Below are 24,284 nucleotides of genomic sequence, written 5' to 3'. Positions count from 1 at the left end.
ATATTGTCATCGTTCACGGTTCCGGGCAGAGTAACCGGGCACAATATCTGGATACAATATTTGGGATAGTCGCACATCGCGGCTGCGGCCGCACCGTCCGGCAAAGGGCAACGCACGCAAGGAGGAAGGCATGGCACAATACATCGGAGCGGTGGATTCCGGCACCACAAGCAGCAGGTTCATCATTTTCGACCAGCACGGCAGAATCGTGGGCATGGACCAGAAGGAACACCGCCAGATATACCCCAAACCGGGCTGGGTGGAACATGACCCCATGGAAATCTGGGCCAACACGCAGGAAGTCATCCGGGGCGCGCTGGCCAAGTCCGGCATACAAGGCTCGGAACTGGCCGCCATAGGCATCACCAACCAGCGCGAAACCACCGTGGTGTGGGACAAAACCACCGGCAAGCCCTTCCACAACGCCATTGTCTGGCAGTGCACCCGTACCCACGAACTGTGCAAGCAACTGGCTGCAGAAGGCGGACAGGACCGCTTCCGGGCACGCACGGGCCTGCCCATCGCCACCTATTTTTCCGGCCCCAAAATCCGCTGGATTCTGGATAACGAACCGAAAGCCCGCTCGGCGGCGGAAAAGGGAGACATCCTGTTCGGCACCATAGAGACATGGCTCATCTGGTGGCTCACGGGCGGTCCCAAGGGCGGCGCGCACGTTACCGATGTCACCAATGCCAGCCGGACCATGCTCATGGACCTGAAAAGCCTGCAATGGGATGACGAAATCCTCGGCATCATGGGCATCCCGCGCCACGGGCTGCCGCGTATCGTGCCCTCCTCCGATGCCCAGACATGGGGCCCCACGTCAGAAAACGGCCCGCTGGGCGCGCGCATCCCTGTCTGCGGTGCCGTGGGCGACCAGCAGGCAGCGTTGGTGGGCCAAACCTGCTTCGCCCCCGGCGAGGCAAAAAACACTTACGGCACAGGGTGCTTCCTGCTCATGCACACCGGGCACGAACCCATCCAGTCCCGGCACGGGCTCATCACCACCCTCGCCTACCAGTTCAGCGGCAGAAAGCCCTCCTACTGCCTGGAAGGCTCCATCGCCATTGCGGGCGCGCTGGTACAATGGCTGCGCGACAACCTGCGCATGTTCGATTCCGCCCCGCAGGTGGAAAAGCTCGCCCGCGAGGTGGAAGACACCGGCGGCATGTACATCGTGCCGGCGTTCTCCGGTCTGTTCGCCCCCTACTGGCGGCCGGATGCGCGCGGCGTCATGGTGGGCCTCACCCGCTACATAAACCGCAACCATATCGCCCGCGCCGTGCTGGAAGCCACCGCCTACCAGACCAAAGACATCGTGGAAGCCATGAACAAAGACTCCGGTGTCCCCTTAAAAACCCTCAAGGTAGACGGCGGCATGGTTGTCAACGAACTGCTCATGCAGTTCCAGTCAGACATTCTGGACGTGCCCGTGGTGCGGCCCAAGGTGGCAGAAACCACCTGCCTCGGCGCAGCCTACGCGGCAGGCATCGCCTGCGGTTTCTGGTCCGGGCGCGAAGAGCTGTACAACAACTGGGAACAGGACAAGGCGTGGACGCCGAACATGGCGGATGCAAAACGCCGCACCATGTATACCGGATGGAAAAAGGCCGTGGAACGAACCCTTAATTGGGAGGAATAACTCCCCACCCCTCCCGCTTGCGGACGGAACCTCGCAAGTCCGTTTCAATCGCATCGCCCCCGCCACCCCGGCCTGTCCCTGTCGCGCAGACAGGCACAAGGCCCCGGCGGGGGCTTTTATTATCATGCGCAAAATCGCACCATGTTATTATTTTTTAAGAAATAATAACGGCATGTTATGTAAACAAACCATAAGGAACCCAAAAAACATGCCGCGCACCCTAAAGCTCTCTGCATACTGCGCCGATAGGGCATGCGAGTGGGGAGGGGAGAATCTGTGGTCAGAAGGAGGCTTTCGCAACTGACCGTATCCCCCGTAACGGCAAGGAAGTCGTGACCTATTCAAGGAGGAATGGTCATGAGTCTTATCATCAACCACAATATGATGGCCATGAACGCAGCCCGTAACCTGGGCTCGTCATACAGCGGTCTTTCCACGTCCATCCGTCGCCTCTCTTCCGGCCTGCGTGTCGGCAATGCGGCGGACGATGCGGCGGGCCTCGCCATCCGCGAACTCATGCGTGCGGACATTGCCTCGCTCAATCAGGGCGTGCGCAATGCAAACGATGCCATCTCGCTGATCCAGACCGCCGACGGCGCGCTCGGGGTTATCGACGAAAAACTCATCCGCATGAAGGAGCTTGCAGAACAGGCGGCAACGGGTACCTACACTTCCGACCAGCGTCTGATCATCGACTCCGAATATCAGGCCATGGCATCGGAAATCACCCGAATCGCCAACTCCACGGACTTCAACGGCGTACACCTGCTGAACGGTCACCTGTCCAGCGACACGCACTCCGGCAGCGCCCTTCAGGCTACCGGCAAGATGAAGATCCACTTCGGTACCAAGAACGACAGTGCGGAAGACTACTACTACATCAAGATCGGCACTGCCACCGCCTCCGCACTGGGCATAGGCTCTCAGGCCACTGCCACAAACAAGGGCTACACCATTTCCACGCAGTCTGCCGCGCAGGCAGCGTTGGAAGGATTGGAAAACGCCATCATCTCCAAGGACAAGATCCGGGCCGCTCTCGGCGCCATACAAAACCGGCTGGAGAACACCATCTCCAACCTGCAGATACAGGCCGAAAACCTGCAGGCTGCCGAATCCCGGATCTCCGACGTGGACGTATCGACTGAAATGACCGAATTTGTGCGCCAGCAAATTCTCGCTCAGTCCGCAATAGCCATGCTTTCGCAGGCAAACACCCTGCCCCGGCTCGCCCTGAATCTGCTCGGCGGCTAACGGCAGGACACTGCAAGGCTTTGTAGAACGGAACATCCATACCCAAGGCTTCCTCCAACTGCCTGGGGAATATGGAGCGACAGACCGAATTCATGGAACGGCCATATCCTCCTCACTCAATTTTCTGCGCCAGAGGCACCTCCGCAAGGGGGTGCCTTTTTTCATCCGGCACACACGGCGGCCCCATGTTCCGGACAGCCTGATACTCCGGGCGGCTTCCGATAACTTGCCGCCAACACAGGCAGATCGAGGACAAACGCCCATGCACGCATAGAGCCGGACGAGGCAGAACACGTCCTCCTGCCGCGCACGCCGGACGGTCATACCGGCAAGAAATCCCCGGTGATATAGCAGAGCATGACAGAGCATGGCAGAGCATATCGAACCATGGCAGACCATGGCAGGCCCGCACCAACCGTAACGGGCCATAACCTAACGTAATCGGCCACGGTTGCAACTCCCCGCACCGCATGGCAGAAAAAAGACCATGTATCTCCTTGCCGCCAACCTCGTGCTTCTGGTGCACCTTCTTTTCATAGGGGTGGTCGTGCTCGGCGGCCTTGCGGTCCTGCGCCGCCCGCGCCTCGCCCTGCTCCACATTCCCGCCGCAGTGTGGGGATTTCTGGTCGAAGCCATGGGCTGGTACTGCCCCCTGACCGATCTGGAAAACACTCTGCTGCGCCGCGCGGGAGAAGCCGGCTACACAACGGGCTTTCTGGAGCAATATCTTCTGGCCGTCATCTATCCGGAAGGACTCACCCGCGAAATCCAGTATGTCCTTGCCGCGCTGGTGGTCGTGATAAACGCCGCCGTCTACATCACCCTGTGGCGCAGACTGCGGCACCCGCGGCATCCGCAGCACCCGCGCCGCCCGACCCCATGATTCAACCGACTCACCCGATTTGCCCGATTCGCCCGGTTCGCCCGATTTGCCCGGTTCGCCCAGCTCACCCGGTTCACCCGGTTCACCCGGCTTACCCGATCTCTAACCCCCCAAAAATCCTTTAATAAAAAAGGGCATCCTTTACGGATGCCCCAAAAAAACGCGATACGGACCGCCTTTCCCCGATACCCGGCTGAATACGACTACCGCCCCTCAGACTTCAGGTTATGCTTGTTCATAAGGTCGTAAAAGGTGGGACGGCTCACGCCAATGGCCTGCGCGGCCTTGACTATGTTGCCGCTATACCGCTCAAGCGCCTGCTCCACAATGTCGCGCTCCAGCATATTGCGCGCCTCCTTGAGCGTCACATCCTCCTCAGCCAGTCTGCGCCGGTAGTTGCCGCCCACCTTCAGGCCAAGGTCTTCAGGCAGAATCTCCGCGCCGGAGGCCATAATCACCGCCCGCTTCACCCGGTTTTCCAGCTCCCGGATATTGCCCGGCCAGTCGTGATTCAGAATGCTCATCACGGCCTCTTCACCAAACCGACGGGCACCCGAACCGCCGCTTACGGATTTGAGAAAATAATTCGCCAGCAGCATCAGGTCGCTTCCCCTGTCCCGCAGCGGCGGCAGAACAATGTTCACCACCCCTATGCGGTAGTAGAGGTCTTCCCGGAAGCGGTTATCCGCCATGGCCGATTCTATGTTTATGTTGGTGGCGGCAATGATGCGGGTATCCACCTTTATGTCTTCACGCCCGCCCACCCGCGTTATGACCATTTCCTGCAAAAAGCGCAGCAGCTTTACCTGAAGCGAAAGCGGCATCTCCCCTATTTCATCTAAGAACAGCGTTCCCTTGTCGGCAAACTCCACCTTGCCCTTGGTGGTTTTCACCGCGCCGGTATATGCCCCCTTTTCATAGCCGAAGAGTTCAGACTCAAGCAGATTTTCCGGTATGGCCCCGCAGTTTATGCTCACCATCTCGTGGCGCGCGCGGGCACTCCGGTGATGAATGGCCTTTGCCACCAGTTCCTTGCCCGTGCCGGATTCTCCGGTTATCAGCACCGGCACATCAGAATTTGCCACCTTGCGAATCTGCTCAAACACCATCTGCATGGACTGGCAGTCGCCCACTATGCCGTTGCCGGAACTTCCCCGCAGGGAACGGTTTTCCTCCTCAAGCCGCTGCAGATGAAAAGCCCGTTCCACAATGACCTTAAGCTCTGAAAGATCAATGGGCTTCTTGTAATAGTCATACGCGCCGTAGGTCACGGCTTCCAGTGCCGCCCCATGCTCCTCGTTGCCCGTAATGACAATAACCTTGGCCAGCGGGTTATAACGCAGCATCTCGCTCAGGCAGCGCAATCCCTCGGACACGCCGTTCTCATCGGGCGGCAGTCCAAGGTCCAGCGTCACCACGCGCGGCGATGACTTCTTAAACATCTTCAGCGCTTCCTCGCCGTTACGGGCGAGCAACAGTTCATAATTGCCCCGGGAAAGCCCCCACTTGAGCTGCCGCCGCACTTCCTCGTTGTCATCCACAATCAGCAGTTTGTTCATCAGGAACAACCCCGTTCACCTTCGCAACCCCCGTTCAGCGGGGCAAATTAACCCAAAACGTCGCGCCCTTGCCGGCAACATTGGTCACATTCAGCGTTCCGCCGTGCGCCTCCACAATCTGCTTGCTCTGATACAGCCCTATCCCCAGCCCCTTCTCCTTGGTCGTCCGGAAGGGCACAAACAGCCCGTCGCGCAGCACAGATTCATCAATACCCCTGCCGTAATCCACCACCTTCACATACGGCTGCGTCTCGCATCCCACATGTACATCAAACGGCGCGCCCGTTCCCGCCTCAAATGCGTTCAGGTAAAGGTTCAGCAGCACCTTGCGCATCTCTTCCGCATCCGCCTGCACAATAACCGGCTCACCAAAAAAGCGCACCGTATTCTCCGGCATGCTTTCAGCGGTGTCCCGCGCCAGTTCCATCAGGTCCACGGGGCGCATGTCCAGTGCAGGGTTGGCGGGAATATGCGTCAACTGGCGAATGAGCGCCTTCATCCGCGCAACCACTCCCTCCAGCGAATCAAGCATGTCTTTCTGGAACTCCGGCTCGTTAATGTATTCCCGCGCGTTCTCCGTGAGCAGCCCCAGCGGATAGACCTGATTCTTCAGGTCGTGGAGCAGAAAGGCCGCCACCTTGCCAAAGGCTTCCATGTCGCGGGCTTCCGCCAGCTCATCACCCAGCCGCAGATTCTTGAACACCACAGCCACCTGTCTGGACAGCGCGCCCATCAGCGCCATGTCTTCCTCATCGTACTGCTCGGCCATATTGATGGGCCGCCCCAGAACAATAAGCGCCAGCATCTGGTCGCCCGCGCACGCGGGAATGATGAACCGCGCCTCAACATCTTTCAGAAAACGGGCTTCGCCTGCGTCAAAATCCGTACCCTCACGGCGCAGGTCCAGCACTGCCCGCTCCTGCGCCATGCGCACAGCCAGCTTGCCGTCGCTGCAAAAAAGCGTTTCCGCAGAGTCCATTTCATGAAAACAGACGGGCAGAAAGTTCCTGCTGTGGCGGCCACGCATGAAAACGGCCCCGCCCACCACGCCAAACGTCTCGCAAAAGGCGATGAGAATGTTCTTGAACAGTTCGTCCCGCGACCGGGCGGAACTTATCCGCTCTGTAAAGGCATCCCACTCCACCCGGTAGTCGTATTTCTCGCCGTAAAAATTCCGTTGCACCAGCACCCGCAGCTTGCGCCGCAACCCTTCGGAAAGCACCAGCAGCACCAGCGCCACGCAGGCGGCAAACCCCATCCCCGTGAGCATGTACTGGTTAAAACTCTTGCCGAACAGCTTCATCCCCTCGCCCATGATGCCCACCCCCACAAGGAACAGGGCGGCAAGCAGCAGCACAAACGAACGGTAGGTAAGCGACCGGGAAATGACAATGCGCTCCTCAGCCCCGCGCTCCACCTCGGAATAGGCCACAAGCAACGCCCCAAAAGCCAGCGCGCCGAGCCGCACCGTCATGAACCCCATATCCAGACTGCGGAACAACAGGCTCTGGCTGAAGTACAGGATAAAACTCATGGCCATTGCACCCGCGCCCACCACGGCAAATTTCACCTTCCAGCGCACGCCGTGCGAGGCATTGGCTATGGTGGCTTCCAGATTGAACAGGGCTATGGCCAGAAACAACATAATCTGCAGGTAAAAGAAGAAGGCCAGCGGCTCAAGAAACAGCACTTTCTCATAGGCAAAATCCGGCGCAAAGAGAAAGGCACGCACAGGATACACGGCCACAATGGCCGCAGGAATGAACGAAAGCACAAACGCCGCCCGCTGGGTTATGGAAATCTCCCGCAGGGAAAACCGCCGCGCGTAGCACAGGCTGAAGGCTATCCAGACCGGGCAGAGCAGTGCTTCCGCGTACAGCCCCGCCCCCTTCCAGAGCAAGAACGCTTCAGGACTGCGAACGGCCTGTCCGTCCAGCCCCAGCACAAGGGCGGAACACCAGAAGGCAACCAGCATGGCCGCTGAAGAGACACTTCGGTTCCTGAACAGCCGGTACGCGGGGTAGACTGTCAGCAATACCAGCACTGTGATATGAAAAATATCTGCCATACTCCCTCCCATGCCCTACGAAGGCAGAAATTCCCGTATCAACGGATAAAACTCCCGGAAAAACAGTTTGAATGCTGCCCCGTCCCCGTCCATCTCCACGCTCTGGTCCATGGCAACACGTATGAAGGATGAATCCTTGCGCCGCATGGTCAGGGAACTGAACAACTCCATGAGCTTCAGGGAATACTCGTCCGTCACCACGCGGTCCCGCACGCTGAACCAGTAGTAGAACACCGTTGTCTCCCCGTCCTTGCTGTACTCCGCCCGCACCACTTCCACCTCGCCGTCCGGCCCGCTTACGGTCACGGGACGCTGCGACTCAAGCTGCCAGCCGGACCCCGGCAGGCAGTTGCGCGGAGAATGGATGGGACCGGACTTGGGCCCGCCGTCATGAAACCCGATATACAGGTTCATCCTGCGCCCCCCCGCGTCCACATAGTCCCGGAAAAGATAGTCCGTGGCCCGCAGCACGCCCAGAATCCCCTCGCTGAAGGTCACATCCTGCACCTGCCGCCAGCCGTTCACCTGCTGCGGAAACTCCTTGAGCGGCCGCGCAAGCGGAACATTCAGGTTTTCATGAAAATTCGTCAGCCCGCCGAGCATGAGCAGCAGGGCACAGGCAATCAACAGTCTACGCTGCATCACGCACCTCCAGCCGCCGCAGGATAAAGGCCAGCATTCCCGTCAGCACCAGCGCCATAATGAACACGCCAAGCCCGGCCATTTCATGAAACACGCCCTCGGCAAGCTCCGGGCTTACCTTCTCCGCCAGAATGCCGGTCACAATCACCCGTGCCATGTTGGTAATCACGGCAAAGGGAACAGCCGCCGCCACAAGCACTATGCGCATGAGGGGCCTGCGCAGCACCAGAAACGCGCCCGTTACCGAAAGGGTGACAAGGGTCATCAGCGAGCGCAGCCCGCTGCACGCGTCCGCCACCTCCAGCACCAGGTTGGGAAACATGATGATGTTCCCCTCCCGCACCACGGTCATGCCCACCAGCTTGAGCGCAGAGACAGAGGCATTGGCCACCAGCAGCTTCAGCGGAAATGCCGCCGCGTCATACACAATGTAGGGTATGGGAATCATAAGGAGCAGATACAGAATGGGCATACGCATCCTGCCGAACACGTTGCGGCCGAACAGATACAGCACCACCCCCGCCAGCATCACCACAAAGGAAAAACGCATGGTGAAGTATTCTGTGGAAAGAAACCCCATCACCAGCATCACCGTTGCAGCCAGCATCACCGCAAGGCCGCTCAGCGAAGGTTCCACCGGGCAGGCTTTCACGCCTTCCCAGTCCCGGTACAGAAACCAGCAGGCGATGAGCGGAACAAAAAATCCATGGGAATAATTGGGATCAATGTACCATTGAGTCACCAGCCTCTCTCCCACGGGCCAGTAGGCAGCCCCCACACATATCGCAAGCAGGGCCATGCCCATTCTGTACTTGCGCAACGATTCTTCCAACAGCATTGTATTACCGATCCGGCGTTCATGTTCTACGGCTGCTTGCACAGCCCCGGCCCATGCCGTCCCCCTCCTCCGCCTTTGCCTCACTGCGGCCTGCAGCCGCTCAGATTGCACGCCTGCCTGCTCCGGCCCCCCCCTTCCGTTCCGGCCGGTCTGACCATATTATCCAGCCCTGCGGGTCTGACCACATTCTCCGGCCCTGCGGGTCTGACCATATTTTCCAGCCCTGCGGGCCTGACCATATTTTCCAGCCCTGCAGGCCCGATCATACTTCCTGCCCTGTCGGCGTCAGCTTTTCCGGCCCGGACACTCCAAATGGCGCGGCCACCTCCGCATCAAGCCCCGGCAGCCCATCCAAAACCTCACCCATGGGCGCGAACGAAAACCGGGAAAGCAGCTTGCGGAATTTGTCCGCTGTCCGGCTCAGGTTCACGTAATGCCGGAACCGGGATTTAAGCCCCGCCCCCGGAATACGCGGCTGTTCCGGGTCAAACTCCCACGGATGCAGATAAAACACGGCAGGCATCCCCTCCCTTCCGTTCACCGCCCGCAGTCCGGCGCAGACCAGCGATACCGGCAGCAGACGGAAATAGCCCCCTCCGGCGACAGGCACATTGAACTGCCTGCCCGCCACAGAGAACGGCACGGTGGTAAGGGGAAATTCGAGAATGCTTCCTGCGGCAGTCTCTATGCGGTGCGGGCAGCGCCGCGCGCCGGGAATGCCGTACACGTCGTGGTGTATGGGAAAAATGCTGGAATCGTAGGAAAAGCCGGTTTCGGCAAGAATTTCAAACGCCCAGAGAGACTGGGCCGTAATGGAATAGCTGGGTGCCCTGTAGCCCCGCACGGGCTTGCCGCAGGCGTCTTCCAGCAAGGCTTTCGAGATGCGTATATCCCGCCGGAACCGATCAGGGCCGATGCGGAACACCAGCTCGTGCCCGTAGCCGTGGCAGGCAACCTCATGCCCCCTGTCCGCAATGGCGCGCACCAATTCCGGGGTGCGTTCCGCCACCCAGCCCAGCACAAAAAAAGTGCCCTTCACGCCGGTTTCGTCAAGAATATCCAGAACGCGCGTGGTGTTATCCACCACCCGCAGGGGATAGGCGTCCCAGTTGCTCCGGGAAACCACAGGCTCAAACGCGTTGACCTGAAAGTAGTCTTCCACGTCAATGGTAAGGGCATTGATCATCACTGCCATCCGCAGGCGCATTGCGCGCCCGTGCTATGGACAGCGATGCCGGTCGCTGCCCCTGTTACGGCACCTTTTCACGCCTCATGGCGTCATCCCGCGCTTGTTCCGCTTTCATCCGCATCCCCTTCACCTCAGAAGCTGGCGTCCAGATACAGTCCGAGCCGATTGACCTGATAGTCATCGCTGCTGCCGCCTGTATCGACCAGTTTATACCGGTACATCAAACGCCCGGCGAAGGTTTCCGAAAGCTGGTAGCGGAGACCGGCATTGCCGTAAAACCGCGTTGTATTGTCACCGGGTGCATCCTCCATGGTTGAGGAAAGCCCCCCGGAAAGCATCAATCGTTCTGTCAGCTGGTAGGTGGTTCCAACCCCCGGCGACCACACCGCGGTCCGCGCGGCGCTGTTGCCGTTCTCGTAATCGCCGTAGCTCACCTGTGCGTACCATGTGGCGCGCTTGAGTTCGTGGTCAAAACGCACCGTGTGGCGTATGCGGTCTCGGGGCGTGCTGGACTCCGCATCCTCCTCAAGATCCCGGCTGGTTGTCAGCGAAAGCGCCATCCCCTTTTCCAGCGCGTGCTTCACGCCTGCTTCCCATGAAGGGTCGCTTGAGCTGCCGCCTCCCTCGCGTATCATGTGAGAAGGTCCCGCCAGCAAAAACACCTTGGAATCTTCCGCATATTCATAGCTGGTGCCGAGCAGCAGCTTATACACATCCAGCCACGGGTCGCCCTTGTCCGGGTTGTGGTGCGCGTAGCTCAGCCGGGTTTCCGCATTCCAGCGGTCGGTCAGTTCATGCTCCACGTTGCCGAACAGCATGTGAATCGCCTTGCCCGTGCTTGCATCCGCAGAGTAGTCGTACCTGTCGTACTGATACCCCGATTTCAGGCGCGTCCGCTTGAGCAGGTCCGTTTCCACGTAGGGGGAGAAGGTAAACCGGTTCCGGTCCGTCACATCCCCCGAACTGTTGTCCCCCTCCTGCACCTCACCTCGGGCGGCATCCGAATACACCTGCGCGTAGGAGTCGCTCACTTCAAAGAACATGAAATTTTTCAGTGCTTCCAGTTTCATGCGGGCATCAAGCTGCCCCAGCGTCTCACTGTCCTTCACGCCCTTGGCGTACTCGCGGAACTCCATGGATCCCTTGGCAGAAAACTCCAGACGCGAGGAGTCATACGTCACCTCGGCTCCCGGCGTGGCCGAGAGAATGAAATCCCCCTTCCCGTTCCGCCTCTCCTCCACGTTGTCCGAGTATTCGGTTCCGGCACTCATTTTCGGCGTAATCCGCAATTCGCCCGCAAAGGCATACCGGCCCGTCACCGCAAGGCAGAGAAACACAAGCACTGATAGATGTAATCGGCTCATATCCGGTCGCTTTCTTTCTGGAGTGTTATGAATATTTCATTCCGCATAAATACATTCATGGGTATCCGCTCTCCAGAATTTCCGCAACCACCAATTCTGTCCCGTGCCTCCTACTCCTCTCCCAGCAGCAGACGCACGGCCCAGTTGCGCCGCCGGTGCGGAACGGGTTTCGCCTCCGGTTCCCTTCTGGGCTGGACTTCCCGCGCAAGAGCGGCCCGGGCCACTTCCAGTGCAGATTCGCTCATGTCGCGCTGCTTTGCCAGTTGCGCCTCAAGCGCTGTAATGCGCTCTGCCAGCGTCTGCACGGCTGCCGGGTCCATCTTCAATATCTGCGTCTCCAGCCCCTTCACCCGCGCCTCCATGCGCCGGAAAAGGCTCGTCAGCGCATTGGCTCCCGCAGGCCTGCCCTTACCCCCGTCCGCCACGGGCACCGCCTCTTTCCTGCCGGCCGCGCCCTGTACGTCTTCCCCGCCCCAGAACTGCCGCTCAAAATCCAGATCATCCACAATCTCCTGAACAGCCGCCACGCTCACCTCGGCCGTTCCGTTGCCAAAGGCATCCAGCAGGATATACTCCATGAGAATGTTCACCAGCCTCGGCGTTCCGCGCGTAACGCGGTGAATAATCTCCAGCACCTCGTCAGAAAGAACCACGGCGGTGCGGTTTCCGGCGCGCTCCAGCCTGCACAGAATGTATTCGCGTATCTCCTCGGCCGATATGGTTCCCAGATGACAAAAAACCTGTATCCTCTGGCGCAGTTGCAGCAGTTCCAGGCTCTTAAGGGTCTCCTTCAGCTCGGGCTGCCCCACAAGCACAATCTGCAACAGCTTCCCCTGCTCCGTTTCCAGATTGGAGAGCAGCCGCACCTCTTCCAGTAGCTCCACACTCAGGTTCTGCGCCTCGTCGATGATGAGCACGCAGCGGTTGCCCTGCGCATACTGCTCTATAAGAAAATCGTTCAGCATGCGGATAAGGGCTGTCTTGTCCCTTCCCTCCGCGTTCAGCCCAAAATCCTCCACAATCATGCCCAGAAGCTGCGTGGAATCCACCCGGGTATTAAAAACCTTGGCAAGCCTCAGTCCCTTCAGATGACTCCCTATCAGCTCCCTTATCAGCGTCGTCTTGCCGGACCCCACCTCGCCGGTCAGCAGAATGAATCCGCTGCGCTCCGATATGCCGTAGCGCAGATAGGTCAGCGCCTTGGTATGCGTCCGGCTCATATACAGAAACGCCGGGTTGGGCAGCAGTTCAAAGGGCTTGGTCGTAAAACCGAAATGATCGAGATACACGTTCACCCCTCGCCCTACCGCGCTGCGGAGTAATACCGGTCGTAGTAATACCCGTGTTTTTTCATCCAGTTGCGATTAGAAGCCTGATTCAGCACCGTGCCGTAAATAGACGTCTCGCGCAGTGCCTCAACGGTTTCGGCAATATCCTTCTGCGAAGAGGCCCCCTCGCGGATAACCAGCACCGCGCCGTCCACCATACGGCTCAGGGAACGGGTTTCGGCAAAGGGAAGCGCGGGCGGCGTGTCTATGAGCACAAACCGGTCGGGGTAACGGTGCTTCACCTCTTCCAGCAGGCTCACCATGCGGTTAGAGGCCAGAAGCTCCCCGGGATTAGGCGTGGCCTTGCCCGCAGGCATAAAGCTGAGCTTGCCCACGCCGGTCTTGCAGATCAACGAAGAAACGTCCGTCGCCCCCAGCAGAAAATCAGAAAGCCCTTTCTCGTTATCCAGGTTCAGCAGGGTATGGCAGGTGGGCCTGCGCAAATCCGCGTCAATCAACAGCACGGTAAAATCCATCTCCTGCGCAAGGCTTATGGCCAGATTGACGGAGGTCACGCTCTTGCCCTCGCCCACGGAAGAACTGGTAATCATGAGCGTATTCCGGAACCCCTTCTTCTTGCTTATGTTGACAATGCTTTCCTTGAGCTTGCGATACTCTTCCGCAGCATGTCCGGCAGGGTCGTTCAGCGTTACCAGCATGTGCTGGTGCTTCAGGCGTTCCGGCACCTCTTCCTCAAAATGCGTAAAGGTTTTGGCAAAGGAAGAAACACGCGGCACCTGTGCCATCACCGGCACCGCACCGGCCTCTATTCCGGAAGCCGCCCCGGCCATCTCCAGCCTGCGTTCGGCAGCCCTGCTTAAGGCTTCCTCAATTCTGCTCATAGATAATCCCCTTGGGGTCAGACGAGTTTGCGAATGGAACTGATGGCAGCGTCAATAACATTCACATGCAGCACTTCCAGCCCGAGCACGGTAACAATCATCAAAAAATAGACACCGGAAACAAGGCAGATAGTAACATCCCTGCGCCTTCTGCCCAGTTCCTCCGCCACGTTCCCGATAACGGGGACCACCGCAAAGACAGGAATGCCCATCTGCTTGATGCTCTCCGGCGACTTGATGGACGGATTGAGAAAATCCTTCAGCAGAATAAGTCCGGCCCCAAGGCCTATTCCCAGCACAATGCCCGCCAGTATGATAAGCGGCCTGTTGGGGCTCACATGCTGCGATGCCGGAACAGCCGGATCAAGCACCCGAAAGTTCACCGACTTGTTCTGCAGCTCCATTTCCTTGGAAACTTCAGACTGTCCGTAGCGGGCCACCAGCTTTTCGTATATCAGCACCTCGTTGTCCCGCTTGCGCCCCAGTTCCGCCAGTTCCGTCCGCTTGGCGGGAATCATGAGCAGCACTTCCCTGTTGTCGGCAAGGCTTGCCTCAAGGTTCTTGCGGGCCATCTCCAGTGCCTCCAGCTCCACCTTCACCTGCTGGTATTCCGGGGTCACATACACCGCCCTGCGGTCCGCCTCTCCTTCCGAGGCAAGCTGCCGCCGGGTGGCTTCAATAAGCCCCTTTGCCCGCAGCACCTCGGGATGATTCTCGGTATACCGGGCCATCTGCGCGTTCAGCAGCTCCTCCTGCGCCAGCAATTGCCTCCGAAGCGGCGTATTGCCCGCCAGAACCCTGCGGCTGGCCTGCAACCCGTTTATCTGCGACTGCATCAGGCTCAGCCGCTCCTCCATCTGCGCAATCTCGTTACGCAGCGTCACCTCGTCCTTGGAAAGATACTTCCCGAACTCGGTCTTGTACTTGTCAATGGCGGCTTCCGCGTCGTCGATACGTCTCTTGAATACCTCAATCTGGTCGGCAAGAAACTTTGTCGCCTCGTACGATTCCTGCCGCTTGGAAGAGGTATTGTCCTCAATATACAGCCGCGTGAGCGTGTTCACCACATCCGCCGCCCGTCTCGAATCCTCGTTGCGGAAGGAGATCACAAACACGCCCTTGCCCTCGTCCATGCGCACATCAATGGTCTTCTGCAATCCCGCCACAAGGGCTTCCAGCCCCTTGTTGTCCATAATGCCGGCATCCAGATCCAGTTCGTTGACGACCTTAAGCAGCATGGTCCGGCTGAGCATGGTTATCTTGATCGCCTTGACCTTGTTGTCCATGGAGGGGGTAACAGCTATGCCCTTTACAAGATCATTCACCACGTTCTGTTCAATAAACACGGTGCTCTTGGCCTCGTACCGCTTGGGCAGCACGTAGCTGGCAATGACACCCAGCGTCATCACGGTCAGGGCAATGATGGCGAACAGCCCCTTGCGCTCAAACACAAGCGAGACATAGCGCGCCACATCCAGCGTCTGCCGTCCCTCTTCGTAGCCTGCATCGGCAGCGTGATGGGCGTTCATGCTAGAAGTAGCTCTCTTTCACGATAATGTAGTCACCGGCCTGAAGCGGCAGGTTCTGGGCAAGATCACCCTTGTTGACCAGGTCCTTGGCCTTAACGTCAATAAAGCGCTTCTCATCGCCTTCCTTGCGCACAACAACCGTCTTGTTTTCATCCGCATACTTGGAAAAACTCCCCGCTTCGAGTATGGCATCCAGCAGGGTCAGTCCTTCGCGGCAAAATATGGCCTTGGGGTTGTTCACAGCACCCACCACAAACACGTTCACCTCTGTCTTCAGGGGAAGATACACGGTATCGCCCGCCTCAAGCTGTATGTCCTGCTCAAACTGTCCCTTGCTGAACAGCTCATGGAATCCGGTCATAACCTTCTTGCCATCGCGATAGACATAGGAGGCGTGCAGGTCGGCAGCTTGCAGCGAGCCGAGCGATGCAAGCAGTTGCAGCAGCGTGGTGCGGCTTTCCATATGAAAAACGCGCGATTCCACTCCCCCGCCTACCACAAACACGTTGCTGTTGCGGCTGTCGATAAGGCTCACGCTCACAATGGGGTCCTTAAGCAGGGTGGTCAGTCCCCCGGTCAGCAACTCCCGCAACTGTTCCGGCGTAAGCCCCGCCGCCTGCACATCGTTAATACCGGGCAGCGAAATCTTGCCGTCGGGCCGCACCTTCACATGCGTGGTCAGGTCCTGCTCTCCCCACACGCTCACCCCCACCACATCGCCCTCGCCAATCACGTAGTCGGCGGCCAGAGCGCTCACGGGCAGCATCAGCAGGCACATCAGCGCCAGTAGCACATTCTTCACGGCAAACCCTCCTTGCGAACCAACGTACTGTTAAAAAATCCATCTTCTCAGGCTGATCAGGCAACATGCGGGGCTGGTCATTTCCGCGCCGCACGGCAGCGCACCCGTCACCGCCCCATCTTGTTTATGACCACGCCCACCGTCTTGAAAATGATCAGAAAATCGAACGCCAGCGAATAATTCTTAATGTAGTAGAGGTCGTAGCGCAGCTTCTCCAGCGCATCCTCCACGGAAGACCCGTAGGGGTAGCACACCTGCGCCCAGCCCGTTATGCCCGGCTTCACAAAATGCCGCTCCGAATAGTAGGGCACCTTCTCCCGCAGCGTGCGGATAAATTCCGGGCGCTCCGGGCGCGGCCCCACAATGCTCATATCGCCTGTAAGCACGTTGATAAGCTGGGGAATCTCGTCAATCCGGGTCTTGCGCAAAAAACGGCCCAGGCGGGTTATGCGCGGGTCATTTTCCTTGGCCCAGACCGCGCCGGAATGCTTTTCCGCGTCATGCCGCATGGTGCGGAACTTAAAGATCACAAACTCCCGGTCCGCATATCCCGTACGTATCTGCCGGAACAGCACGTCACCCGGCGATTCCAGTTTAATGGCCAGCGCGATGAACGGCAGGAAGGGTGCTGTGATAATCAGCCCTGTAAGCGCCATAACAATATCCAGTCCCCGCTTCACGCCACGCCGGAACCCGTTTATCCGGAACCCGCTGGCAAAGATGAACCAGCTGGGCGTTATCTTCTCCAGCATCAGCTTGCGGTTGACCAGTTCATAAAACTGCTGGGCATCCAGCACAGCCATACCGCTCAGCTTGCAGTCCAGCATGTCCTGCAGGGGAAAGGCCCCGCGCCGCTCGGCAAGAGAAACCACCACCGTATCCGCCTTCACCTCCCGCGCCTTGTGCAGGATATCCCGCGACCCCACCCGCAGCGAACGCCCGCATGCGTCCAGCAGCGGCTGGCATTCAATCACGTCCCGCAGGACAAAACGCCCGTTGGAGTTGGCGATGAGCGTGCGCATTTCGTTAAAGAGTTCGCCGTTGCCCACCAGCACCACGCGGCTCACCAGTCCCGGAATAAGCCGCCAGTACTGTCCGGCCAGCTGCCACAGCAGCTTGAACACGGCAAACAGGCACACGAGTATGACCGCCGCCTTTTCAAGCCCCTCAAACATGCCGGTCGTGGAGTGCAGAACCAGCAGCAGGTTTATGGCAATGATGACACTCAGTCCCGTGCCGACAATGCGGGAGGAAATGAACTCTCCGGCCACACGCTGCATCACCTGCACGGCGCAGGAGGTGACCAGAATGATCGCACCGAGCATCAGCAGTTGCTGGCCGTTGGCCTCCATGAGCATATGGGGAAACCGCGAATCGGGCATTGCCAGCAGAATACACAGCAGCAGCGCAGCAATGTATATGACGCTGTCCCTGAGAAATGCCATGGCCGCAAATGTCGTCATAACCGCCTCCCGGTTTCGTTCCTACAGAGATTTGAGCAGGGCGTTGGCGGCCTCTGCCTCTTTGGGACCTGCATGCTTAAGGCACTCCTGCAACACTTCGCGCGCACGCCCCGCGTTGCCGGCCTCGCTGTATGCAAGTCCGAGATGATAGAGCACCGTGGGATTATTGGAGGCAAGCTCCACGGCCTTTTCAAGTACCTTCACCGCCTCCTCGTGTTTGCCGTTGCGGATGAATGAATAGCCAAAGGTATCCAGCACAGAAGGGTCCCATGGCGCGCGGGAATAGGCCGTGTAGGCAAGCCGCAGCGACTCTGCGGCCTTACCGGGCATATCCGCGTACACCATGGCCAGGTTGTTCAGTGCGGGGACAAAGGCATCCGCAATCTCAAGAGCCTTGGTGTAGCTCTCTATGGCTTTGTCGCGCTTGCCCTGCGCCATCAGCACATCTCCCTTGGCGGTATGCCCCACCACAAACTTGGGGTCGCGCTTAAGGGCTGCGTCCAGATAGGCAATGGACTTATCCATGTCGCCCTTGCCTGCGTGCAGTTTGCCAAGGGCAAGAAAGAGTCCCGGTTCCGGCCCCGCCTTATCCACACCTTCCTCAAGCGCGGCAACGGCGTCGTTAAACTGACCGGAGGCAAGATACACATTGGCAAGGGCCTGATACCCTTCCGGGTTGCGGGGTGAGAACTCGCAAAGCTGGCGCGCCACACGCTGGGCACCCTTGGCGTCGCCCATCATGAGCCGGGTGCGGATTTCCAGCCCCACGGAAGAACCGCTCTGGCGCATCTCCATATCCCGGCACAGGGCCAGCACATCATCAAATCGTTTCAGCCGCAGCAGCAGGTCGGCTTTCAGGCCCACCAGCCGCGATTCCAGCGGAACCTGCGCAAGCCCACGCTCCACAATCTCCAGCGCCCCCTCGGCATCGCCCCGTCTGGCCAGGCTGGCGGCATAGCCGAAATGCGCCTTCACTCCGCCTCTGGGCAGGGCGGCTGCGTAAGAGGCATCGGCATCCTTCTGCCTGCTCATGGCCTCCAGAATGGCGGCCTTCTGCAGCAGCGCATCGGCATACTCCGGCCTGTTGGCCAGCAGCGTGTCGTACTCGGCTATGGCTCCCGTCGCGTCATTTTCCGCAAGGCGTATGGTCGCCATAGTGGCATAGGCAGCCGGGTCCGCAGGGTCGGCCGCCTTGGCCTTGGCCAGCAGCCCAACCGCCTCCTGCCGCTTGTTTTCAAGAAGCAGCATACGGGCCATGGGAATATACAGCGAGGCATCATCCGGCGAACCGTCCAGCCCCTGTTCAAGGGTCTGCATGGCTTTGGCCCGGTTCCCCGAGCGCAGGTAAAAGGAGGCAAGCACCAGACGGGGCCGGGTGTTGTCCGGCGCGCTGTTCAGGGCAGCCTGCAGGGCATCTTCCGTTCCGTCCATATCGCCCATGGACATGTGCAGCAGCCCCTTCTTGATGGATGCGCTATAATCCTCCGGCTTCAGTTCCGTCACGCGCTCCAGTTCCTGCAACGCCTTTTCACTGTTGCCGGAAGCGATCAGTGCATCGCTGAGTATGGTACGCGCCACGGCGTTATCCGGGTTAAGCTCAATAACCTTTTCCGCTTCGGCAATGCTCTCCGCAATACGGCCCTGCTGCAGATAGATAAGGCTGATCATCTCCAGCGACCGCGTGTCCCCGGGGGCACCGTCAGCCGCCATGCGCAATTCCGTCAGAGCCGATTCAAGGTTGCCCGAACCATAGTGGCTCAGGCCCAGATAAAAAAAGCTTTCCACATCGCGGCGCTTGTTCAGTGCGCTGCCAAAGTAGGTAATGGCAGAGGCGTATTCCCCCCGGAAGAAGGAGACCAGCCCCCGGATTTTCAGCCCGTAGGGTTCGGCGGGGTATTTGCCGATCATGGTCTGCCCAAGGGTGTCGGCACTTTCATACTCCTTGCGGGAAAGCATACCCTTGGCCACCATATATTCGGCAACCGCCTCGTTGGGATAGTTTTCCGCCAGCGTGGAATACGCCTTCATCATGCGGTCTTCATTTCCCGTAGCGGCCCCTATGCTCGCGTCCAGATACAGGGCACCCTTGTTCACCGGGTCTTTTTCCAGCACCAAGCGCACAATGGGCGTAGCTTCGTCAAACCGCTTCTGCTCGGCATAGAGCTTGGCAAGCGCAACGGAGGCACTCACCCGACCAGGCTCAATCTGCAGCGCCCGCTGCAACTCCGCTTCGGCAGAAACGGGATCCTTGTCGTTCATGTCCAGAATGCCCTTGGCTTCATGCCCTTCCGCAGAATCAGGAAATGCCTCAAGATACTCCTTCAGACTCTCCTGCGCGGAAAGATTCCGGCCCATGGAGGCATGCAGCCGCGCCATGTCTATGAGCACGGACTTGTCGTAAGGATTCTGCTTGCGGTACTTTTCAAGGTTCGTCTCGGCCAGTTCGATTTTTCCGGACATCAGATACGCCCTGCCCAGCCCCAGCCGGGCAGCCATGCGCCCGGGGTCCTTCTCGAGCACGGTCTTGTATATGACAATGGCCCCCTGATAGTTCTGCTCAGCCATATACCGGTCGCCCTCGGCTACCATGGCCTCCAAATCCCCCCCGTTACACGCAGACAGCATGACCACAAATATGAAGCAGGCCACCAGCGGCAATACTTTCATCAACTTTTCTGGCACGATACGGTTCCTCCATTACACGGTGAAGAACTGCCGGACTGCAGCGGATATAATTCACTCCCCCATTCGCTTCGCCAGAATAGCCAGAAGCGTGCCAAGGCCCGGAACGGAGTACTTCTACGGCAATTAGGGCGTGTTAAAGAAAGTCTATACTCCCGGCACGACCCGGTGCCTCCCAGCATGGTCCGGATTTTCCGGACACTTTTCCGAGAACAGCCGTTTCCCGTGTCCGGCCAGATCAGACCCCGCCTCATCCAGCCCTATCCGGCTGCACCGGACACCAAAAATGTCTAATAATTTCACAATAATATCAGACACTATAATAACTGGGCAAAAGCACACGATTTTTGCATGCCGCTGGCAACACGCATCTCCAAGGAGTCCATCATGCGCACCTGCCACGCCCACACCGGCCCCCCTCTGCGGCAGCCCTCCGCACAGCCTGCCCGTTGCGCACCCGTTGCCGGGCCATGCCGCACGGCTCCTGTCTACCTCCTGCGGACAGGCCGCCCATCCCACGCCCGGACGGTTCCCGCCGCATGATACTGACCATCGCCCGGCAGAACCTCTTCCACGACAAACTCCGGCTCGGCGTCACGCTCACCGGGGTCGCCTTTGCCGTGCTGCTTGTCACCGTTCAGATCGGGCTGTTCATAGGCTTCACAACCACCATCTCCGCCGTCATCGATCATTCAGGGGCCGACATGTGGATTGCCTCGCGGGGCGTGAAAAATTTCGATATCGCCCAGCCGCTCAAGGAACGGCTCCTGTACAGGGCACGCGCGCTGCCGCAGGTGGAGGAAACCGCCCGCTTTCTCATCCGCTTTGCGGACTGGAAAAAGCCGGACGGCGGGCAGGAATCCATACAGATCATCGGGTACGAAACCGCCAAAGGCCTCGGCGGTCCATGGGGGCTGGTGCAGGGCGGCGCAGAATCGCTCTCGCTGGAGGGGGGCATCATCATGGACCAGCTCTACATGCGTCAGCTCGGCATCTCACAACTGGGCCAGTATGTGGAGATTAACAACCGCAAAGCCAGGGTGGTGGGCTTCACACGCGGCATACGCTCTTTCACCACGTCCCCGTACGTGTTCACCACCTTTGAAAACGCCCGGACCATCTCCCGCATGGAACCGGATGAAATGACCTACATCCTGCTCCGCCTCAGCCCGGAAGTGCCTGCCGATGCCGTCAGGCAGCAGGTGGCAACCCTTTTCCCCCAGCATGATGTCTACACCACGCCGGAATTCCGCAAGAAAACGCAGTTGTACTGGATGTTCAACACCGGCGCAGGCACGGGCATGCTCATTGCCGCCTTTCTGGGGCTGGTGGTGGGTACGGTGGTGGTCGCCCAGACCCTCTACGCCACCACCATGGACCACCTGAGTGAATTTGCCACCATCAAGGCCATGGGGGCCCCGGACAGTTTCATCTACCGCATCATTCTGGCTCAGGCACTCATAAGCGCCTTCTTCGGCTACGGCTTCGGCATGGGCATATCGGTCATACTGGCGGCCATAAGCGGCTACACGGCCATGCCCATTCTCATTCCGGCCGAACTGGCCACCGGCATGTTCCTTCTCACCGTCGTCATGTGCGTCACCTCCGCCTGCGTCTCCATCAATAAGGTGCTGCACATAGACCCCGCCATCGTGTTCAGGGGCCGCTGATGAACCACCCCCCGCTCATACGCCTGCACGGCATACACAAAACCTTCGGTGCGCCGCCGTCGGAATTCCACGCCCTGCGCAACGTTTCGGTGCACGCCTCGGCGGGCGAAATCCTCCTGCTCATGGGGCCGTCCGGCAGCGGCAAGACCACCCTGCTCTCCATCATGGGCTGCATTCTGGCTCCCACCTCCGGCTCGGTCATGATCGCGGGCGAAGAGGTCACCACCATGAACAGGCACCAGATGGCCCGCGTACGGCTGCGCCACATCGGCTTCATCTTTCAGGAATATAACCTCTTTCCCGCGCTGACCGTGCTGGACAACCTGCTCGTCACCCTGCGCCTGCGCAACATCACGGGCGGCAAGGCAAAGGCGGCTGCCTTGGCCTGCCTCGACTCCGTGGGGCTATCCGGAAAAACCGGACTCTACCCGGACACCCTGAGCGGCGGGCAGAAGCAGCGGCTCGCCATTGCCCGCGCACTGGTGGGCGAGCCGAACATCATCCTCGCGGACGAACCCACCGCCGCACTGGACTCGGAAAACGGTCAGCGTGTCATGGAACTCATGCGCACCCTCTGCCGCGAGCACCGCAAGGCCGTGGTCATCGTCACCCACGACCAGCGCATCCGCACATTCGCCACCCGCGTGGCCCTGATAGAAGACGGACAGATAAAGGACAACGCACCATGAGAACCGCATTGCTCCTCCTCATCCTGCTGGCACTGGCCGCAGCGGGCATCCACATGGCTGCCCCGGACATGCTTTCCCGCTACCTGCCCTCAGTGCACAATGCCACGCCCGCCATGCAGGCCGCCCCGCCGCTCGCGCCTCCCTCTCCGTGGGTCTGCGGTGTCGGCAGGGTGGAACCCGCGTCAGAAGAAATCGATCTGGCCTTCGAATACAGCGGCATCGTGGCCGATGTTCTCGTGCATGAGGCAGATCCGGTGCGCCGCGGTCAGGTGGTGGCCCAGCTCAAGTCCGACGAGCACAAGGCGCGGCTGGATACGGCCCTTGCCGAGCAGGAGGCCATGCAGGCAGAGTATGATAAGGTCGTTTCCGGAGCCCGGCAGGAGGAAAAGTCAGCATCATGGATTGTCGTCCAGCGCATGCGCACCCTCATGGACAACGCCCGCACCGAAATGATGCGCAGGCAAACCCTGCTGCACCAGCAGATCATCGCACCGGAAGAACTGGACCGCGCCGTCACGGAATACAAGGTCGCCCAGCGTGAGCATGAAGAGGCAATGCAGCGCCACCTTGTCACCCTCAACCTCTCGCGCAGGGAAGACATCCTCATGGCCCACGCGCGCCTGCAGGCTTCCCGCAGCAAGGTCGCAGAAGCGCAGGCCGCCCTGCTGTCCACGCAACTGCGCTCCCCGCTGGACGGCACAGTGCTGCGCCGTTACCGCCACCCCGGCGAGAACGTCTCCATCTTCTTCCCCAGCCCCGTCCTGCGCGTGGGCGACATCTCCACCCTGAACATCCGTGCAGAGGTGGACGAAGCCGATTTCAACACCGTCCTTCCCGGCCAGCAGGCCTATTTCACCTGCGACGCCTTCGGTGACAAAAAATTCACCGGCACCGTGCTGCGCGTCACGCCCATGATGGGCACCAAGGGGCTGCTCACAGAATCCCCCACAGAGCGCGTGGATGCCAAGGTCATAGAGGTGCTCATTGCCGCAGACACCCCCGCCGGGCTGGTCACGGGCCTCATCGTGGATGTCTTCATAGACACCTCCCCGCAGCCCTCCTCCGGCGTCTTCAAGTCCAAAGTCTCAGTAACCTCAGCCCCGCAGGAATAGCCATGTCCGCAGATCACTTGCCCGTGCTCGCACGCACGCTGCCCTTCGCCGCCTACATGCTCTTCATCGCCTTTCCGGAAACCGTGGCCCTGCTGGGAGAACGGTTCGCCCTTGCCCCGCAGGAAAAGCAGGCACTCTATCCATTACAGATAGGCCTGCCCGTTCTGCTCATGGTGCTGTTCCGCAAATACTACACAGAAATCGCCGCCGCAGACCTGCGCACCATGCGCGGCACCCTTGCCTCGCTGCTGTGCGGCATCATCGTCTTCCTGCTCTGGCTGCCGCTGGGCTGGGTACCCTTCGGCGCCGCCCCCGCAGAAGGCTTCCGTCCGGACCTGTACACCCATCCGACAGAACGCGCAGCCATGACCCTCCTCCGCGTCACGGGCGCCACCCTTGTGGTTCCGCTGTTCGAGGAACTCTTCTGGCGTTCGTTCCTCTCCCGCTACCTCATCTCCCGCAATTTTCTCGCCGTGCCGCAGGGCACCTTCACAGCCTTCAGTTTTGCCGCCACAACCCTGCTCTTCGGGCTGGAACACACCTTCCTCGTGGCGGGCATCATGGCCGGAGCCGCCTACAACCTGCTCTACCGGTTCACAAAAAGCACCACGCAGTGCGTGCTCGCCCATGCGGTGACAAACGGCCTGCTCTGCGCCCACGTTCTCGCCACCCAAAGCTGGCACTACTGGTAGTGTAAACCCCGCTGCCAAACTCGTCGGCAAACTTTACAA

Annotated in this window: 19 protein-coding genes; 7 read left to right on the top strand and 12 right to left on the bottom strand. The window is 59.5% G+C overall.

From position 1 onward, the window contains the following. Positions 1-130: 130 nt before the first annotated feature. From glpK to HUV26_RS09930, 3 genes are all read left to right on the top strand, one after another. Positions 131-1,642, top strand: coding sequence for a glycerol kinase GlpK (gene glpK / locus HUV26_RS09940; RefSeq protein WP_174409946.1), 1,512 nt, complete (start codon positions 131-133; stop codon positions 1,640-1,642). 357 nt (positions 1,643-1,999) lie between these two features. Further along, positions 2,000-2,893, top strand: a complete 894-nt coding sequence (locus HUV26_RS09935) for a flagellin N-terminal helical domain-containing protein (RefSeq protein WP_174409945.1) — start codon at positions 2,000-2,002, stop codon at positions 2,891-2,893. A gap of 487 nt (positions 2,894-3,380) precedes the next feature. Beyond that, entirely contained in the window at positions 3,381-3,776 is a 396-nt protein-coding gene (locus tag HUV26_RS09930) for a DUF2784 domain-containing protein (protein ID WP_174409944.1), read from the top strand. A gap of 203 nt (positions 3,777-3,979) precedes the next feature. Here HUV26_RS09930 and prsR read toward each other — a convergent pair whose 3' ends face one another. From prsR to prsT, 12 genes are all read right to left on the bottom strand, one after another. Further along, on the bottom strand, positions 3,980-5,335 hold the full coding sequence (gene prsR / locus HUV26_RS09925) for a PEP-CTERM-box response regulator transcription factor (RefSeq protein WP_174409943.1): 1,356 nt from the start codon (positions 5,333-5,335) through the stop codon (positions 3,980-3,982). Positions 5,336-5,369: 34 nt separating this feature from the next. Beyond that, a complete protein-coding gene (prsK, locus tag HUV26_RS09920) occupies positions 5,370-7,403 on the bottom strand; it encodes an XrtA/PEP-CTERM system histidine kinase PrsK (protein WP_174409942.1) in 2,034 nt (677 codons plus the stop codon). Positions 7,404-7,418: 15 nt separating this feature from the next. Then, positions 7,419-8,045: an exosortase C-terminal domain/associated protein EpsI gene (locus tag HUV26_RS09915; protein ID WP_174409941.1), complete on the bottom strand. Its 627-nt coding sequence runs from the start codon at positions 8,043-8,045 to the stop codon at positions 7,419-7,421. Continuing rightward, the gene (locus tag HUV26_RS09910) at positions 8,035-8,883 is read right to left on the bottom strand and encodes an exosortase/archaeosortase family protein (protein WP_174409940.1); all 849 of its coding nucleotides are present in this window, start codon (positions 8,881-8,883) and stop codon (positions 8,035-8,037) included. The genes HUV26_RS09915 and HUV26_RS09910 overlap by 11 nt, the downstream gene beginning before the upstream one ends. A gap of 262 nt (positions 8,884-9,145) precedes the next feature. Next, positions 9,146-10,069, bottom strand: coding sequence for an XrtA system polysaccharide deacetylase (locus HUV26_RS09905; RefSeq protein WP_174409939.1), 924 nt, complete (start codon positions 10,067-10,069; stop codon positions 9,146-9,148). A 134-nt stretch (positions 10,070-10,203) separates the two neighbouring features. Next, positions 10,204-11,436 carry a TIGR03016 family PEP-CTERM system-associated outer membrane protein gene (locus tag HUV26_RS09900; protein WP_174409938.1) on the bottom strand — a complete coding sequence of 411 codons (1,233 nt, stop codon included), beginning with the start codon at positions 11,434-11,436 and terminating at the stop codon, positions 10,204-10,206. Positions 11,437-11,546: 110 nt separating this feature from the next. Beyond that, positions 11,547-12,725, bottom strand: a complete 1,179-nt coding sequence (locus HUV26_RS09895; protein ID WP_174409937.1) for an XrtA/PEP-CTERM system-associated ATPase — start codon at positions 12,723-12,725, stop codon at positions 11,547-11,549. Positions 12,726-12,739: 14 nt separating this feature from the next. Then, positions 12,740-13,606 carry an XrtA-associated tyrosine autokinase gene (locus HUV26_RS09890; RefSeq protein WP_174409936.1) on the bottom strand — a complete coding sequence of 289 codons (867 nt, stop codon included), beginning with the start codon at positions 13,604-13,606 and terminating at the stop codon, positions 12,740-12,742. Positions 13,607-13,623: 17 nt separating this feature from the next. Next, complete coding sequence (locus tag HUV26_RS09885; protein WP_174409935.1) at positions 13,624-15,135, bottom strand: XrtA system polysaccharide chain length determinant; 1,512 nt, start codon at positions 15,133-15,135, stop codon at positions 13,624-13,626. 1 nt (position 15,136) lies between these two features. Then, positions 15,137-15,937 (bottom strand): polysaccharide biosynthesis/export family protein, encoded by an 801-nt coding sequence (locus HUV26_RS09880; RefSeq protein ID WP_205245135.1) that lies wholly within the window; start codon positions 15,935-15,937, stop codon positions 15,137-15,139. A 107-nt stretch (positions 15,938-16,044) separates the two neighbouring features. Next, positions 16,045-17,400, bottom strand: a complete 1,356-nt coding sequence (locus tag HUV26_RS09875) for a TIGR03013 family XrtA/PEP-CTERM system glycosyltransferase (protein WP_274602457.1) — start codon at positions 17,398-17,400, stop codon at positions 16,045-16,047. A 21-nt stretch (positions 17,401-17,421) separates the two neighbouring features. Further along, positions 17,422-20,082, bottom strand: coding sequence for an XrtA/PEP-CTERM system TPR-repeat protein PrsT (gene prsT, locus HUV26_RS09870; protein WP_174409934.1), 2,661 nt, complete (start codon positions 20,080-20,082; stop codon positions 17,422-17,424). Between the two features lie 539 nt (positions 20,083-20,621). Between prsT and HUV26_RS09865 the strand changes: the two genes are divergently transcribed. The 4 genes from HUV26_RS09865 to HUV26_RS09850 are packed head-to-tail and all read left to right on the top strand — an operon-like array spanning position 20,622 to position 24,245. Next, positions 20,622-21,752 carry an ABC transporter permease gene (locus HUV26_RS09865; protein WP_174409933.1) on the top strand — a complete coding sequence of 377 codons (1,131 nt, stop codon included), beginning with the start codon at positions 20,622-20,624 and terminating at the stop codon, positions 21,750-21,752. Beyond that, a complete protein-coding gene (locus tag HUV26_RS09860; RefSeq protein WP_174409932.1) occupies positions 21,752-22,441 on the top strand; it encodes an ABC transporter ATP-binding protein in 690 nt (229 codons plus the stop codon). Before HUV26_RS09865 ends, HUV26_RS09860 begins: the two co-directional genes overlap by 1 nt. Further along, positions 22,438-23,553 carry an HlyD family secretion protein gene (locus HUV26_RS09855; RefSeq protein WP_174409931.1) on the top strand — a complete coding sequence of 372 codons (1,116 nt, stop codon included), beginning with the start codon at positions 22,438-22,440 and terminating at the stop codon, positions 23,551-23,553. The genes HUV26_RS09860 and HUV26_RS09855 overlap by 4 nt, the downstream gene beginning before the upstream one ends. A 2-nt stretch (positions 23,554-23,555) precedes the next feature. Then, positions 23,556-24,245 (top strand): CAAX prenyl protease-related protein, encoded by a 690-nt coding sequence (locus HUV26_RS09850; protein ID WP_174409930.1) that lies wholly within the window; start codon positions 23,556-23,558, stop codon positions 24,243-24,245. Positions 24,246-24,284: the final 39 nt, after the last annotated feature.

The organism is Desulfovibrio psychrotolerans (assembly GCF_013340305.1).
GTDB lineage: Bacteria > Desulfobacterota > Desulfovibrionia > Desulfovibrionales > Desulfovibrionaceae > Halodesulfovibrio > Halodesulfovibrio psychrotolerans.
Note: the sequence above shows the minus strand (reverse complement) of the source record. Positions and strands in the feature narration are given on the sequence as shown.